The organism is bacterium SCSIO 12844, from assembly GCA_024397935.1.
Taxonomy (GTDB): Bacteria; Pseudomonadota; Gammaproteobacteria; order Francisellales; family Francisellaceae; genus M0027.
Genome location: CP073743.1, coordinates 346,123 through 360,181, shown reverse-complemented (window position 1 = coordinate 360,181; position 14,059 = coordinate 346,123). Strand labels below are relative to the sequence as shown.

Genomic DNA, 14,059 nt, shown 5'->3' with positions numbered 1-14,059 from the left:
GACTACTCCTTAACCTCGACCATATAACTAATTTGATTAATCATTCCACGATTTTCAGGTGTATCTAACACTTCAACCGTTTGATTAATTTTTCTTAACCCTAAACCTCTTGCTGTCGCTAAGTGCTTTTTTAAGCGCCCAATTAAGCTACGCTTTAATGTCACTTGAATTGTTTTTTCAGCCATTATCCTACCCCTGAATTTCTTCAATCGATATGCCACGTTTATCAGCAATCTCTTCAGGAGAGTTCATTGCTTGCAAACCTTTAACGGTTGCACGTACGACATTAACTGGATTAGTTGAACCATAAGCCTTAGCTAAAACGTTATGAACACCAATAACTTCAAATACAGCACGCATTGCACCACCTGCAATAATACCTGTACCTTTAGAAGCGGGTTGCATATAAATTTTAGAAGCACTATGTTTTGATTTAATTGGATACCATAATGTATCTCCATTTAAACCAATCTCTACCATATTACGACGAGCGTTTTCCATTGCTTTTTGAATAGCAACAGGCACTTCACGTGATTTACCACGACCAATGCCAATTCTACCTTTCCCATCACCAACAACAGTCAGTGCAGCAAAGCTGAAAATACGCCCACCTTTGACTGTTTTAGCATGACGATTAACAGTAACTAGCTTCTCAATTAAACCGTCAGTTTTTTGTGCAGTTGTATTATTCATATTCGCTTAAACCTTCTTAATTTCTTAAAATTTCAAACCATGTTTTCTTGCACTATCTGCAAGCGCTTTAACACGACCATGATATTTAAAGCCTGAACGATCAAAAGCGACTTCAGTAATACCTTTCTCAAGTGCACGCTTAGCAATATGTTCACCGACAACAACAGAAGCATTCACATTACCTGTGTAATCACAAGCAGAACGAATGTCTTTCTCTAAAGTAGATGCTGCAGCTAATATAGTAGAACCATCGCCTGAAATAATCTGAGCGTAAGTATGACGTGGTGTACGATGAACGCACAGACGCACTTGTTCTAATTCTTTTACTTTCATACGGAAGCGCTTTGCACGACGTAAACGAGTTTGTTTTTTATCCATCGTTAACTCACTTATTTTTTCTTAGCTTCTTTAGTAACAATTCTCTCATCCGCATAGCGAACACCCTTGCCTTTGTAGGGTTCTGGCGGACGATAACCACGGATATCAGATGCAGCTTGACCTAATAGTTGCTTATCAGCACTTTTTAGAACAATTTCAGTCTGCGAAGGTGTTTCAATTGTTACCCCTTCTGGCAGTGAATGATTAATTGGATGTGAAAAACCCAATGTTAAATTCACTTGTTTGCCTTGTGCTTTTGCGCGATATCCAACACCAACTAATTGCAACTTTTTCTCAAAGCCTTGGCTTACGCCGACAACCATGTTGTTTAGAAGTGCACGCGCAGTACCTGACTGTGTTTTAGCTTCTTTGCTATTATTCACTGCTTCAACCTGGATCTGATTATCATTTTCAACGATACGAACCAAAGGGTTAAATGCGCGTGATAACACACCTTTAGCACCTTTCACGGTTAGATCGTTTCCTTTAATCTCAACAGATGTACCTGTTGGAATAGAAACCGGTCTTCTGGCGATTCTAGACATTTTTATTATTCTCCTAAATTACGCTACGTAGCAAACTACTTCGCCACCTAAGCCTAAACGACGAGCCTCACGGTCACTCATCACCCCTTTTGATGTAGATACAACTGCTACACCTAAGCCACCATAAACTTTAGGTAACTCATTAGCGGCTCTATAAATACGAAGACCAGGACGACTGATACGTTTTAACATTTCAATCACTGGTTTTCCATGATGATATTTCAATACAACAGTTAAACTGCCATGGCCTTCATTATTAGCCACCACATCACGGATAAAGCCTTCAGATTTCAATAATTCAGCCAAAGCAACCTTATGCTTAGACAAAGGAATTAAAACCTCTTTTTTACCAGCAGCCTGCGCATTTCTAATACGCGTTAACATATCTGCTACAGGATCTTGCATACTCATAATGTAATTCCTCTTTAAAATTACCAGCTAGCCTTTTTAAGGCCTGGAATATTACCCACCATCGCATGTTCACGCAATTTATTACGTCCTAATTTGAACTTACGATAAACGCCATGCGGACGACCTGTTAATTCACAACGTCTTTGTAATCTTGACGATGATGAATCAACTGGCAGTTTTTGTAACTTAACTTGCGCTTCCCATTTCTCCTCATCAGAGGCATTTGGGCTTTTAATAATTGCTCTTAACTCACTACGCTTCTGACTGTAACGAGCGACTAAGCGCATTCTTTTCTTTTCACGCTCTACCATAGATGCTTTTGCCATCTTAACAATTCTCCTATTACGACTTCAGCGGGAAGTTAAATGCTTCAAGCAATGCGCGGCCTTCGTCATCAGTTTTAGCTGATGTCGTAATCGTAATATCCAAACCACGAATTGCATCTATTTTGTCATAGTCAATTTCTGGAAAAGCGATTTGCTCGCGCATTCCCATACTGTAATTACCATGACCATCGAATGATTTATTATTTAAACCGCGGAAGTCACGAACACGTGGAATTGCAACTGCAATTAAGCGATCAAAAAACTCATACATTCTCTCACCACGTAATGTTACTTTACAACCAATCGGCCAACCATCACGAATTTTAAAACCAGCAATTGATTTACGTGATTTAGTCACAATCACTTTTTGACCGGCAATCGCCTCTAAATCTCTTACTGCATGATCCATTACTTTCTTATCACGAGTTGCCTCACCAACACCCATATTTAAAGTGATTTTTTCAATCTTAGGCACTTGCATGACATTTTCATAACCAAACTTCTCTAGTAAAGCTGGTACGACTTTTTCATGATATTTATCTTTTAATCTAATCATTTTAATGCCCTTAAATATCTACCACTTCACCATTAGATTTAAAAAAGCGAACTTTTTTACCATCTTCTAGCGTTTTAAAGCCAACTCGATCAGCTTTATCAGTTGCTGGATTAATCAATGCCACATTTGAAACGTGAATTGGGGCTTCTTTTTCAACAATACCACCTTCAACATTACGCTGTGGATTTGGTTTCATATGTTTTTTAATCATATTAACACCTTCAACCACAACACGCTCTTTTTCAGGCATTGAGCGTAACACTGTACCACGAGCACCTTTATTTTTACCCGCAATAATAATTACCTGATCACCAGATTTAATTTTACTCATACTCATGTTTCTAAATCTCCTTGACTCTTAAAGCACTTCAGGAGCCAATGAAACGATCTTCATAAACTGCTCTGTACGCAATTCACGCGTAACAGGGCCGAAAATACGAGTACCGATTGGCTGCAGGTTTGCATTTAATAACACAGCTGCATTACTATCAAAACGAATAACGGAACCATCACGACGACGAACACCTTTTCTCGTTCTAACAACCACAGCATTATAAACATCACCTTTTTTTGCACGACCACGAGGGATCGCCTCTTTGACGGACACTTTAATTACATCACCTATCGATGCATAACGGCGATGTGATCCGCCGAGCACTTTAATGCACTCTACACGGCGAGCTCCACTGTTATCAGCAACAGTAAGCTCAGTCTGCATCTGAATCATTGTAAATCTCCAAAAAACAAAACTAAATTTTTCTACGTTAATACCGCAATGACGCGTTATTATACCAACACATACAAAAAACACAAATGCATTTTATTTTGCACGTTCTACAATCTCAACCAAACGCCATTTTTTAGTTTTAGAATAAGGTTTTGTTTCTGTAATCGTTACAGTATCACCTTCATTCGCGGCATTATCTTGATCATGTGCATGGTATTTTGTAGATTTTTTAACAAACTTACCATAAATCGGATGCTTAACACGACGCTCAACAAGTACCGTTACGGTCTTATCCATCTTATTACTGATGACTTTACCTGCCAGCGTTCTAATTTTTGCTTCAGCGCTCATAAATTACCTACCTAGACTGTTTCTTTTTCAGTTATTAATGTATTAACGCGCGCGACATTACGACGCACTTGCGTTAACAAATGTTTTTTAGTCAATTGGCCGGTTCCTTTTTGCATACGCAAATTGAACTGCTCTTTTAAAAGCTCAAGCCTATAAGCTTGAAGCTCTTCTACTGATTTTTCTTTAAGTTCACTTACTTTCATTACTACATCACCGTCTTAGTTACAAAGGTTGTAGAAACAGGCAATTTAGCTGAGGCTAATCTAAACGCCTCTCTTGCTACTTCCTCATTCACACCTTTTAGTTCATAAAGTACTCTGCCTGGTTGGATTTGTGCAACCCAATACTCAACAGACCCTTTACCACTACCCATACGAACACCCAACGGTTTATTAGTAATCGGTTTATCTGGAAAAATACGAATCCAAATTTTACCACCACGACGGATGTAACGGTTAATTGCACGACGAGCTGCCTCGATCTGACGAGCAGTAATACGACCACGACCTGTTGCTTTCAAGCCGAAATCACCAAAACTAACCTTATCGCCTCGAGTCGCCATACCGCGATTACGCAGTTTCATCTGCTTGCGGAATTTTGTACGCTTTGGTTGTAACATTAGTTAGCTCCTCTTCTACTACGTCTTTTAGGCGCTTTCTTCTCAGTCTGCTCTGGCTGTTGATTTCTCTCACCAGGTATAACTTCACCTTTAAATATCCAAACTTTAACACCAATAATACCGTAAGTTGTTAAAGCTTCAGATGTTGCATAATCGATATCAGCACGAAATGTATGCAAAGGCACACGACCTTCACGCGCCCATTCAGAACGTGCAATTTCTGCACCACCTAAACGACCACTGACCATTACTTTAACACCTTGCGCACCAGCTTTCATAGCGGCTTGAATCGCACGTTTCATCGCGCGACGAAACATAACACGCTTTTCAAGTTGTTGTGCAATACCATCAGCAACTAGCTGCGCATCAGTTTCAGGTTTTTTAATTTCTTCAATATTAACCTGAACTGGTACACCCATAAATTTATTTAATTCAGCGCGTAATATTTCTACATCTTCACCTTTTTTGCCAATCACAATACCAGGACGAGCAGTATAAAGTGTTACTTTCGCATTTTGTGCCGGGCGTTCAATCTTCACATGTGATAAAGCCGCGTGCTTTAATTTTTTATGTAAATATTCACGCACTCTAATATCTTCATGTAATTTAGTGGCATAATCTTTGCTATCAGCATACCAAACTGAATTCCAATCTTTGATGTAGCCTAAACGAATCCCAACAGGACTTACTTTTTGACCCATAATTATGCCCCTTCTCGCTCTTTAACTTTCACAGTTATGTGAGCAGTTCTTTTAAGAATTTGATTTCCGCGACCTTTAGCACGCGCACGATATCGCTTCATTGTTGGACCTTCATCAACATAGATAGAAGAAACATATAATTCATCAATGTCCAACCCATCATTATGCTCTGCATTTGCAATAGCAGATGCTAACACACCTTTGACCAAATGCGCCGCTTTTTTAGGGCTAAATGTTAATAAGTCCATTGCCTTTTCTACTGGCATACCGCGAACTTGATCAGCTACGAGGCGACATTTCTGCGCAGAAATACGCGCATATTTTAATTGAGCAGGTATTTCCATCTCTATTACCTCTTAGATTTCTTATCAGCGGCATGACCACGATAGTTACGCGTAACCGCAAATTCACCCAGTTTATGTCCAATCATATTCTCAGTTACAAAAACAGGAACATGTTGTTTACCATTATGTACAGCAATTGTTAAACCAATCATATCAGGTACAACCATCGAACGACGAGACCAAGTTTTAATTGGCTTTTTGCTGCTTTCTTCTTGTGCTTTAAGCACTTTTTCCAATAAATGATGGTCTATAAAAGGACCTTTTTTTAATGAACGTGCCACAACTTAATACCTCTTTAGTTATTTACGACGTTGACGACGCTGCATGATCAGCTTATCTGTACGCTTATTATGGCGTGTCTTATACCCTTTCGTTGGCACACCCCATGGCGTTACCGGATGACGGCCACCAGAAGTTTTGCCTTCACCACCACCATGTGGGTGGTCTACAGGGTTCATCGCAACACCACGAACAGTTGGACGAATACCAAGCCAGCGTTTTGCACCAGCTTTACCTAATGACTTCAAGCTATGCTCAGAATTAGATACTTCACCAATAACTGCACGACAAGTAACTAATATTTTACGTGTTTCACCCGAGCGCAAACGAACAATCGCATAAGTTGAGTCTTTACCAACTAACTGAGCTGATGTACCAGCACTACGAGCAATTTGAGCACCTTTACCAGGCTTAAGCTCAATACAGTGAATCGTTGTACCAACTGGAATATTACGAATTGGCAACGCATTACCGGCTCTAATAGGTGCATGATCACCGGCAACAATACTGTCACCAGCTTTAACACCTTTTGGTGCGATAATATAACTACGCTCACCGTCAGCATATAAAACTAAAGCAAGATGTGCACTGCGGTTAGGGTCATACTCTAAACGTTCAACCTTACCTACGACATCTATCTTATTTCGTTTAAAATCAACGATACGATAATGTTGTTTATGTCCGCCACCATGATGACGAACAGTAATACGGCCGCGATTATTACGACCAGCAGTTTTTGTCTTTTTTGCCAACAAACCACGAAACGGCTTACCTTTATGAAGCTCAGAATTTTTAATCTGAACAACAAATCGACGTCCGGCAGAGGTTGGTTTTGCTTTTACAATTGCCATATCTCAAACCTCATCTATTCAGCATTCATAAAGTTAATATCAAAGCCTTCTTTTAACTTAACGTAGGCTTTTTTCCAATCTTTAGTACGACCTGAAATTTTACCAAAGCGACGAGACTTACCTTTAACATTAATGGTTTTAACCTCTTCCACTTCAACTTCAAACAGCTTTTCAACTGCTTTTTTAATTTCAAGCTTATTTGAATCAGTTGTCACTTTAAAAGCAATTTGACGAGATTCATCAGCACATTGAAATGCTTTATCTGATACGTGAGGACCAAGAACTACTTGATATAATCTTTCTTGATTCATGACAACTGCTCCTCTATCTCTTTAATTGCCGCCTCTGTGACTACAACTTGTTTAAAAACGATCAAGCTTGCAGGATCAATCATCGCTGTATCACAAACTGCTACATTTTTAAGGTTACGAGAAGCAAGATATAAATTTTCACTTAACTGACCTTCAGCAGCAACGATTAATACATCATTTAAATTAGCTTCTTTTAACTTTGCATGAAGCAGTTTTGTTTTAGGTGCTTCAATATCAAAACTACTCACTACAGTTAAACGTTCTTGGCGAATCAATTCAGACAAAATTGACTGAATCGCACCACGATACATTTTACGATTCACTTTCTGCTTATAATCTCTTGGTTTAGCAGCAAATGTCACACCACCAGAACGCCAAATAGGGCTACGAATTGTTCCAGCACGCGCACGTCCTGTACCTTTTTGTTTCCATGGTTTTTTACCACCACCACGGACTTCAGAGCGAGTTTTTTGAGCTTTAGTACCAGCTCTTGCTCCTGCCATATAAGCAACAACAACCTGGTGAACTAAGGCTTCATTAAATTCTTTACCAAATACCACATCAGAAACTGCCAATGGAGATTCTGAACCGGTATCTAATGCTTTTATTTGCAATTCCACGTTCTTACTCCTTTTTATTTAGCTGCTTTGACAGCAGGCTTAATAATAACATCAGCATTTTGATGACCTGGGATACCACCTTTAATCAAAATAACACCCATTTCTGCATCCACACGAACTACTTCAAGGTTTTGAACTGTCTTGCGAACATTACCCATTTGGCCTGCCATTTTTTTATTTTTAAATGTACGACCCGGCGTTTGGTTTTGACCAGTAGAACCATGAGCACGATGAGATAATGAATTACCATGTGTCGCATCCTGAGTTCTAAAATTGTGACGCTTAACAGGACCCTGGAAACCTTTACCTTTACTGATGCCAACTACATCAACAATTTGACCAACCTCAAAAAGACTTGCATCCATTTGATGGCCTATTTCCATTTCAGAAACGTCATCATTTTCTTCTAGGCGAAACTCCCATAGACCACGACCTGGCTCTGCTTTAGCATTTGCAAAGTGACCAGATATAGCCTTAGTAAGACGTGAGCGCTTTTTGGTACCCGTTGTTACCTGGATAGCAGCATATCCATCTGTTTCAGCTGTCTTTATTTGCGTGACAATGTTAGGTTCGACTTGAATTACACTCACTGGTGTTGTCGCACCGTCCTCATCGAAAACACGCGTCATGCCGCATTTGCGACCTACTAGACCTAATGCCATAGCTGTTTTCCTCTATTTTTTATATACTTAACGCATCGATTACGATTGATCGATGCGCCATTTAACACTATTCATAAACAATAGTCAAGCATATCGTAAAAGCTAGAGATTTAGCTTACGCTGATTTGAACATCAACACCTGCTGCTAAATCTAATTTCATCAATGCATCCACTGTTTTATCAGTTGGATCGACAATGTCTAATAAACGCTTATGTGTTCTAATTTCATACTGATCACGCGCATCTTTATCGACATGCGGTGAAATCAAAACAGTAAAACGTTCTTTGCGAGTTGGCAAAGGAATAGGCCCACGAACATGCGCGCCTGTTCTTTTCGCCGTCTCAACAATTTCTTTCGTTGAAGCATCAATCAAACCATGATCAAATGACTTCAGGCGGATTCTAATTTTTTGGTTATTTAATTTCGCCATTCTTTTATTACCTTATGCGTTTCGTTTTTTAATAACTTCTTGCGCGATATTATCTGGCACTTCAGCATATTTTTCAAACTCCATCGAAGATGAAGCACGACCTTGACTTAAGGAACGCAAATGCGTCACATAGCCAAACATCTCAGCCAATGGAACCTCAGCACGAACAACTTTACCTGCTAGGCCATCATCCATACCCTGAATAATACCACGACGGCGATTTAAGTCTCCGATCACATCACCCATATAATCTTCAGGTGTTACCACTTCAACTTTCATTACTGGCTCTAACAACACAGGTGAAGCTTTTAGTGCACCTGATTTAAAGCCCATCGAACCTGCAATTTTAAATGCCATCTCAGATGAGTCAACATCATGATATGAACCATCATAAAGTGTTACTTGGACATCAATAACAGGGTAACCTGCAATAACACCATTTTGCATCTGCTCTTGAATACCTTTATCAACTGCTGGAATATATTCTTTTGGAACAACACCACCAACAATTTTATTGATAAATTCATAACCTTCGCCTAATGCACGAGGCTCAATTTTAAGCCAAACATGACCATACTGACCACGCCCACCTGACTGACGTACGAACTTACCTTCTTCTTCAATGGAAGAGCGAATAGTTTCACGATAAGCAACCTGTGGATTACCGACATTCGCCTCAACATTAAATTCACGACGCATACGATCAACAATAATATCCAAATGAAGCTCACCCATACCAGAGATAATGGTTTGACCTGACTCTTCATCAGTCTGCACTCTAAATGAAGGATCTTCAGCAGCCAAACGACCTAATGCCAAAGACATTTTTTCCTGATCCGGCTTACTCTTAGGCTCAACAGCAACAGATATAACTGGCTCTGGAAATTCCATACGCTCTAATGTGATATGTTTATTAGTATCACATAGTGTATCACCTGTTGTTACTTGCTTAAGCCCGATACATGCCGCAATATCACCTGCTCGCACTTCCTTGATCTCTTCACGAGATTTTGCATGCATTTGGACCAGACGTCCGATACGCTCTTTTTTATCTTTAACTGGATTAAATACTGAGTCACCAGAACTTAAGACACCTGAATAAACACGCACGAAAGTCAAATTACCTACAAATGGGTCATTAGCAATTTTAAATGCTAATGCAGAAAACGGCGCATCATCTGACGATGGGCGCTCTTCAACTTCACCATTTTCAAGCTCACCTTTAATTGCTGGCACTTCATCTGGCGCTGGCAAGTACTCAATAACACCATCTAATACTGCTTGAACACCTTTGTTTTTAAATGCACTACCACAAAAAGCAAGTACTACTTCATTTGCTAGGACTTGTTGGCGCAATCCAGCTTTAATTTCTTCAACGCTTAATTCGCCATCTTCAAGATATTTTTCCATTAATTCTTCATTTGCTTCAGCTGCAGACTCAACCATGTATTCACGCAGCTCTTCTGCTCTTGCAACAAGTTCATCAGGAATATCTTTTAAGTCATAAGTAAGCCCTTTATCTGATTCATTCCAATAAATAGCTTTCATGCGAATTAAGTCAATCACACCTTTAAATTCATCTTCAGTACCAATATTAAGCTGCACAGGCACAACACGCGCCTTTAAACGTTCACGAATCTGCTCAACTACGCGCTCAAAATCAGCTCCAGCACGGTCCATTTTATTAACAAAGACAATACGCGGCACGCCATATTTATTTGCTTGACGCCATACTGTCTCACTCTGAGGCTCAACACCTGATGAACCACAGAAAACAACAACTGCACCATCTAATACACGCAATGAACGTTCAACCTCAATAGTAAAGTCAACGTGTCCCGGTGTATCAATGATATTAATTCGATGCTCATCAAATTGACGATCCATCCCTTTCCAAAATACAGTTGTCGCAGCAGAAGTAATCGTGATACCACGCTCTTGCTCCTGCTCCATCCAATCCATTACTGCTGCACCTTCATGCACTTCACCGATTTTATGGGTTACACCTGTATAAAAAAGAACACGCTCAGTTGTCGTAGTTTTACCCGCATCCACATGCGCAACAATACCAATATTACGATATTTACGAATTGGTGTTTTACGTGCCATGGTTAATTCCTCTTTAATTTGCTTGTTAAACCATTACCAACGATAGTGTGCAAATGCTTTATTTGCCTCTGCCATACGGTGTGTATCTTCGCGCTTTTTAACCGCTGCACCACGACCATCTACTGCATCCATCATCTCATGCGCCACACGTAAACCCATTGATTTTTCTTTACGTGAACGAGCCGCCTCAATTAACCAACGCATAGCGAGTGCCATCTGACGTTCAGGACGCACTTCAACAGGCACTTGATAAGTTGCCCCACCGACACGACGAGATTTAACTTCAACCATTGGCGCAATACTTTCAAGCGCTTTATCAAAAGTATCAATCTCATCTTTACCCGTTTTATCTTTAATCGTGTCAAATGCACGGTACACGATTTTTTCAGCGATTGATTTTTTACCATCTTTCATAATATGGTTTACGAATTTTGCTACAGTTACATTTTTGTATTTTGGATCAGGCAAAACTTCACGTTTTGGAACTTCTCTTCTTCTTGGCATAGTAATCTACCTTCTTTAAATCAATTTAAACTTAGGACTTAGGACGCTTAGTACCGTACTTAGAACGGCCTTTCTTACGATCACTGACACCCGATGTATCTAAACTACCACGAACGGTATGATAACGAACACCTGGTAAATCCTTAACACGACCGCCGCGAATTAATACGACAGAGTGCTCTTGAAGGTTATGCCCTTCACCACCGATATAACTACTTACTTCAAAACCACTGGTTAAACGCACACGTGCAACTTTTCTTAAAGCTGAGTTTGGTTTTTTAGGCGTGGTGGTATAAACACGAGTACAAACACCACGTCTTTGTGGGCATGCTTTTAACGCAGGCACTTTTGACTTGGATGTTTTTTGCTGGCGCGGTTTGCGCACAAGCTGATTGATTGTTGCCATTGATGACTCCACTTTTGTTTACTATTATTCAACATCTTTTTTATAAATTGATTAAGCTAAATATTTTTAAATAACAACTTATAAAATGACGCCGAATTATACACGATAATTAGCCAAAAGATCAACCCCACTTGCAAGAATTATTTAAACTAATATCTCACAGCATTCGCTTGATCAAAATAAACATACTTTTGACTACCTTGAATTAAGGATTTTGTATCAAGATAAATGCTATAGTTAGATTTATTTTTAATCACATCAATATTATCAGGATTAGTTGCTTTATAAAACGTTAGCCCAGTTGCAGGCTTTGTTGCTTGATACTGCTTTAATACCACTTGATAGTCATCTATATTTTTACCATCTTTTAAGCTCTCTAATAATATTCGACCATCAGTATTGGTTGCTTTTAAGCCTAATAGATAAGCTAGTGTTGGCACAATATCAACATTACCTGTTGGCAGCGTATCTATAAAGTGTGATTTAAAACTTGGGCCATATGCAATTAATGTATTATGTACATCAACAGGACTAAAGGAACCATGCATACCACGCGATGAACCACTACTATTAAATTCCATACCATGATAACCCTGTATCCTTGCATTAACATCAAAACTATTACCTGCAATAATATCAGGATTTCTTTGATTATTATTTTCAAGCTTTATAAGCGTTAAAGGCAATGTCCCTGCAATATTACCATAGCGCTGACTAATAAAAATAGCACCAAATTCTTGGCGTGATTGCATAAAGCGCACCAATTTTTTAATTAATTTTTGATTATGACTTGGTACATAAAAATAGCTACTACCGCCATTTGCTGCAACAATAATTGCATTTTTAGGTAATACCTTAGGCACATAGTAGGCCTGTGTTGTATATTTCTTTCCTATTGAGTTTTCACGATGGCCATTATTATCAACAACTTTCATATCACCACAAGCAGAGCCATCTGTATCAATTTTGACAGGATAGACTCTCTTAGCATTTGCTTTGATACCTGTTAAGACCGGATCATATTCACAACCACCACCATCATAGGCCTGAAAGTCAGCTCGATTAAGTAAATCAGCTGGACGAAAATCACCTGAAACAGAAAAACCACTTTCATTGTCAATTTTACCAATCGTATTTGTTTTTTGATTGATAGTTCTTAATGGAAATTCATCCAATGGCCCTGAAACATTACTATGCGCATGATCTGAAACGATAATTAGATTTGTATTTTCCCAACTACCATTTTGTTTTAATGTATGAATCAATTTTCCTAATAACTGATCTTGATTCGTTAAAGCACTAAGATAAGCTTTACCACCGACGCCATAATTATGCTCTGTTGTATCGGGGTTTCTTAACCAAATAACACTTAACTGTGGCTTAGCATAAGGTAATACTTTCAATAAGTAACTATTCATTAAATAAGTGTTATCTCTGTTATAGGGCGACTGAAGAGCTAAAGTTGGATTACTTGTAACACCATCAGATAGCAGCTTTATTTCACCAGATGCTGTTGGATTCATATTATTTATATTTAAATTCATATCAGGATAAGCATAAATTATGTTTTTCGGTAATGGATAGTTTTCTTTAGAGAGCGCCATTACCAACGATTCTGGATAAATATAATTTTCATCAAAGATAACACCTTGCTTTTTATAGTCTTGAAAAAAAGCAGGTCCCGACTTACCAACGGTTGCAGTTGATAAACCATTTTTGTGTGCTAATTGAAATAATGTTTCAACTTCAACTAATGGTTTATCTTGATTTAAGTCTTCTAGTATTTGATAGTCTTCTGTAAAAACGGGCTGTTGAAAATCAACCACCTTACCTGATGCGTCATTACCATGCGCAGTTGGCTGCCATAAGGTATTACCATAATAGCCAGTCTTTCCTGCAAAATCACCACTTGCAAATGATGCAGCATTCATTACTGTAAACGTTGGATAACTGGAATGATTATCATTAAACCAAACACCTTCTTTTGCTAAGCTATATAAATTAGGCGTTGTTTGCAAACTAACAGCATCGGGCCTTAATCCATCCCAAACAAAAATAATTACATTGGGTTTTGTTTGACTTGAAAAAGCAATGTTATTTAAATTGATTACTCCTAAACACAGTAAAATAAAAATGCCTAAATAGCTTTTAAGCTTCATCGATTACATCCTTGTTTTTTTAAATTGGTGACTTCTAAAAATTTTAACAAATAAATATGACTGTTTTATGACACAA

The 14,059-nt window shown here is 38.7% G+C and carries 24 protein-coding genes; all 24 read right to left on the bottom strand.

The window, feature by feature from the left end:
- Positions 1 to 2: 2 nt before the first annotated feature.
- Positions 3 to 185, bottom strand: coding sequence for a 50S ribosomal protein L30 (gene rpmD, locus KFE69_01710; GenBank protein ID UTW42883.1), 183 nt, complete (start codon positions 183 to 185; stop codon positions 3 to 5).
- A 4-nt stretch (positions 186 to 189) separates the two neighbouring features.
- Positions 190 to 693: a 30S ribosomal protein S5 gene (gene rpsE / locus KFE69_01705; protein ID UTW42882.1), complete on the bottom strand. Its 504-nt coding sequence runs from the start codon at positions 691 to 693 to the stop codon at positions 190 to 192.
- A gap of 24 nt (positions 694 to 717) precedes the next feature.
- Positions 718 to 1,071: a 50S ribosomal protein L18 gene (gene rplR / locus KFE69_01700; protein UTW42881.1), complete on the bottom strand. Its 354-nt coding sequence runs from the start codon at positions 1,069 to 1,071 to the stop codon at positions 718 to 720.
- Between the two features lie 11 nt (positions 1,072 to 1,082).
- Positions 1,083 to 1,616: a 50S ribosomal protein L6 gene (gene rplF, locus KFE69_01695; protein ID UTW42880.1), complete on the bottom strand. Its 534-nt coding sequence runs from the start codon at positions 1,614 to 1,616 to the stop codon at positions 1,083 to 1,085.
- Positions 1,617 to 1,634: 18 nt separating this feature from the next.
- On the bottom strand, positions 1,635 to 2,027 hold the full coding sequence (gene rpsH / locus KFE69_01690) for a 30S ribosomal protein S8 (GenBank protein ID UTW42879.1): 393 nt from the start codon (positions 2,025 to 2,027) through the stop codon (positions 1,635 to 1,637).
- A 20-nt stretch (positions 2,028 to 2,047) separates the two neighbouring features.
- Positions 2,048 to 2,353, bottom strand: a complete 306-nt coding sequence (gene rpsN, locus KFE69_01685) for a 30S ribosomal protein S14 (GenBank protein ID UTW42878.1) — start codon at positions 2,351 to 2,353, stop codon at positions 2,048 to 2,050.
- A gap of 16 nt (positions 2,354 to 2,369) precedes the next feature.
- Positions 2,370 to 2,909: a 50S ribosomal protein L5 gene (gene rplE, locus KFE69_01680; protein UTW42877.1), complete on the bottom strand. Its 540-nt coding sequence runs from the start codon at positions 2,907 to 2,909 to the stop codon at positions 2,370 to 2,372.
- A 10-nt stretch (positions 2,910 to 2,919) separates the two neighbouring features.
- Complete coding sequence (gene rplX, locus KFE69_01675; protein ID UTW43943.1) at positions 2,920 to 3,240, bottom strand: 50S ribosomal protein L24; 321 nt, start codon at positions 3,238 to 3,240, stop codon at positions 2,920 to 2,922.
- A gap of 27 nt (positions 3,241 to 3,267) precedes the next feature.
- Complete coding sequence (rplN, locus tag KFE69_01670; protein UTW42876.1) at positions 3,268 to 3,636, bottom strand: 50S ribosomal protein L14; 369 nt, start codon at positions 3,634 to 3,636, stop codon at positions 3,268 to 3,270.
- 93 nt (positions 3,637 to 3,729) lie between these two features.
- Positions 3,730 to 3,987, bottom strand: coding sequence for a 30S ribosomal protein S17 (gene rpsQ / locus KFE69_01665; GenBank protein ID UTW42875.1), 258 nt, complete (start codon positions 3,985 to 3,987; stop codon positions 3,730 to 3,732).
- Positions 3,988 to 3,998: 11 nt separating this feature from the next.
- Complete coding sequence (gene rpmC, locus KFE69_01660; protein UTW42874.1) at positions 3,999 to 4,190, bottom strand: 50S ribosomal protein L29; 192 nt, start codon at positions 4,188 to 4,190, stop codon at positions 3,999 to 4,001.
- Between the two features lie 2 nt (positions 4,191 to 4,192).
- Complete coding sequence (gene rplP, locus KFE69_01655; protein UTW42873.1) at positions 4,193 to 4,606, bottom strand: 50S ribosomal protein L16; 414 nt, start codon at positions 4,604 to 4,606, stop codon at positions 4,193 to 4,195.
- Positions 4,606 to 5,307, bottom strand: a complete 702-nt coding sequence (gene rpsC, locus KFE69_01650; GenBank protein UTW42872.1) for a 30S ribosomal protein S3 — start codon at positions 5,305 to 5,307, stop codon at positions 4,606 to 4,608. The genes rplP and rpsC overlap by 1 nt, the downstream gene beginning before the upstream one ends.
- A 2-nt stretch (positions 5,308 to 5,309) precedes the next feature.
- Positions 5,310 to 5,651, bottom strand: coding sequence for a 50S ribosomal protein L22 (gene rplV / locus KFE69_01645; GenBank protein UTW42871.1), 342 nt, complete (start codon positions 5,649 to 5,651; stop codon positions 5,310 to 5,312).
- A gap of 5 nt (positions 5,652 to 5,656) precedes the next feature.
- A complete protein-coding gene (gene rpsS / locus KFE69_01640) occupies positions 5,657 to 5,932 on the bottom strand; it encodes a 30S ribosomal protein S19 (protein ID UTW42870.1) in 276 nt (91 codons plus the stop codon).
- 18 nt (positions 5,933 to 5,950) lie between these two features.
- A complete protein-coding gene (gene rplB, locus KFE69_01635) occupies positions 5,951 to 6,781 on the bottom strand; it encodes a 50S ribosomal protein L2 (GenBank protein UTW42869.1) in 831 nt (276 codons plus the stop codon).
- A gap of 14 nt (positions 6,782 to 6,795) precedes the next feature.
- The gene (gene rplW / locus KFE69_01630; GenBank protein UTW42868.1) at positions 6,796 to 7,092 is read right to left on the bottom strand and encodes a 50S ribosomal protein L23; all 297 of its coding nucleotides are present in this window, start codon (positions 7,090 to 7,092) and stop codon (positions 6,796 to 6,798) included.
- Complete coding sequence (gene rplD / locus KFE69_01625) at positions 7,089 to 7,712, bottom strand: 50S ribosomal protein L4 (GenBank protein UTW42867.1); 624 nt, start codon at positions 7,710 to 7,712, stop codon at positions 7,089 to 7,091. Before rplD ends, rplW begins: the two co-directional genes overlap by 4 nt.
- 14 nt (positions 7,713 to 7,726) lie before the next feature.
- Positions 7,727 to 8,374: a 50S ribosomal protein L3 gene (rplC, locus tag KFE69_01620; GenBank protein ID UTW42866.1), complete on the bottom strand. Its 648-nt coding sequence runs from the start codon at positions 8,372 to 8,374 to the stop codon at positions 7,727 to 7,729.
- A 110-nt stretch (positions 8,375 to 8,484) separates the two neighbouring features.
- Entirely contained in the window at positions 8,485 to 8,805 is a 321-nt protein-coding gene (gene rpsJ, locus KFE69_01615) for a 30S ribosomal protein S10 (GenBank protein ID UTW42865.1), read from the bottom strand.
- A 12-nt stretch (positions 8,806 to 8,817) separates the two neighbouring features.
- Entirely contained in the window at positions 8,818 to 10,914 is a 2,097-nt protein-coding gene (gene fusA, locus KFE69_01610; protein UTW42864.1) for an elongation factor G, read from the bottom strand.
- A 33-nt stretch (positions 10,915 to 10,947) separates the two neighbouring features.
- Complete coding sequence (gene rpsG / locus KFE69_01605) at positions 10,948 to 11,418, bottom strand: 30S ribosomal protein S7 (GenBank protein ID UTW42863.1); 471 nt, start codon at positions 11,416 to 11,418, stop codon at positions 10,948 to 10,950.
- 31 nt (positions 11,419 to 11,449) lie between these two features.
- Positions 11,450 to 11,824 carry a 30S ribosomal protein S12 gene (rpsL, locus tag KFE69_01600; protein UTW42862.1) on the bottom strand — a complete coding sequence of 125 codons (375 nt, stop codon included), beginning with the start codon at positions 11,822 to 11,824 and terminating at the stop codon, positions 11,450 to 11,452.
- Positions 11,825 to 11,973: 149 nt separating this feature from the next.
- Entirely contained in the window at positions 11,974 to 13,983 is a 2,010-nt protein-coding gene (locus tag KFE69_01595) for an alkaline phosphatase family protein (protein UTW42861.1), read from the bottom strand.
- Between the last annotated feature and the right edge of the window lie 76 nt (positions 13,984 to 14,059).

What these genes read in the sequence shown, in the direction of transcription:
- rplW (UTW42868.1), bottom strand. Translation starts at nt 7,092, where the DNA reads ATGAATCAAGAAAGATTATATCAAGTAGTTCTTGGTCCTCACGTATCA.
- KFE69_01595 (UTW42861.1), bottom strand. Translation starts at nt 13,983, where the DNA reads ATGAAGCTTAAAAGCTATTTAGGCATTTTTATTTTACTGTGTTTAGGA.
- rplV (UTW42871.1), bottom strand. Translation starts at nt 5,651, where the DNA reads ATGGAAATACCTGCTCAATTAAAATATGCGCGTATTTCTGCGCAGAAA.
- rplP (UTW42873.1), bottom strand. Translation starts at nt 4,606, where the DNA reads ATGTTACAACCAAAGCGTACAAAATTCCGCAAGCAGATGAAACTGCGT.
- rplX (UTW43943.1), bottom strand. Translation starts at nt 3,240, where the DNA reads ATGAGTAAAATTAAATCTGGTGATCAGGTAATTATTATTGCGGGTAAA.
- rplC (UTW42866.1), bottom strand. Translation starts at nt 8,374, where the DNA reads ATGGCATTAGGTCTAGTAGGTCGCAAATGCGGCATGACGCGTGTTTTC.
- rpmD (UTW42883.1), bottom strand. Translation starts at nt 185, where the DNA reads ATGGCTGAAAAAACAATTCAAGTGACATTAAAGCGTAGCTTAATTGGG.
- rpsN (UTW42878.1), bottom strand. Translation starts at nt 2,353, where the DNA reads ATGGCAAAAGCATCTATGGTAGAGCGTGAAAAGAAAAGAATGCGCTTA.
- rpsJ (UTW42865.1), bottom strand. Translation starts at nt 8,805, where the DNA reads ATGGCGAAATTAAATAACCAAAAAATTAGAATCCGCCTGAAGTCATTT.
- rpsG (UTW42863.1), bottom strand. Translation starts at nt 11,418, where the DNA reads ATGCCAAGAAGAAGAGAAGTTCCAAAACGTGAAGTTTTGCCTGATCCA.
- rplN (UTW42876.1), bottom strand. Translation starts at nt 3,636, where the DNA reads ATGATTCAGATGCAGACTGAGCTTACTGTTGCTGATAACAGTGGAGCT.
- fusA (UTW42864.1), bottom strand. Translation starts at nt 10,914, where the DNA reads ATGGCACGTAAAACACCAATTCGTAAATATCGTAATATTGGTATTGTT.
- rpsC (UTW42872.1), bottom strand. Translation starts at nt 5,307, where the DNA reads ATGGGTCAAAAAGTAAGTCCTGTTGGGATTCGTTTAGGCTACATCAAA.
- rpsQ (UTW42875.1), bottom strand. Translation starts at nt 3,987, where the DNA reads ATGAGCGCTGAAGCAAAAATTAGAACGCTGGCAGGTAAAGTCATCAGT.
- rpsL (UTW42862.1), bottom strand. Translation starts at nt 11,824, where the DNA reads ATGGCAACAATCAATCAGCTTGTGCGCAAACCGCGCCAGCAAAAAACA.
- rpsE (UTW42882.1), bottom strand. Translation starts at nt 693, where the DNA reads ATGAATAATACAACTGCACAAAAAACTGACGGTTTAATTGAGAAGCTA.
- rpmC (UTW42874.1), bottom strand. Translation starts at nt 4,190, where the DNA reads ATGAAAGTAAGTGAACTTAAAGAAAAATCAGTAGAAGAGCTTCAAGCT.
- rpsH (UTW42879.1), bottom strand. Translation starts at nt 2,027, where the DNA reads ATGAGTATGCAAGATCCTGTAGCAGATATGTTAACGCGTATTAGAAAT.
- rplE (UTW42877.1), bottom strand. Translation starts at nt 2,909, where the DNA reads ATGATTAGATTAAAAGATAAATATCATGAAAAAGTCGTACCAGCTTTA.
- rplR (UTW42881.1), bottom strand. Translation starts at nt 1,071, where the DNA reads ATGGATAAAAAACAAACTCGTTTACGTCGTGCAAAGCGCTTCCGTATG.
- rplF (UTW42880.1), bottom strand. Translation starts at nt 1,616, where the DNA reads ATGTCTAGAATCGCCAGAAGACCGGTTTCTATTCCAACAGGTACATCT.
- rplB (UTW42869.1), bottom strand. Translation starts at nt 6,781, where the DNA reads ATGGCAATTGTAAAAGCAAAACCAACCTCTGCCGGACGTCGATTTGTT.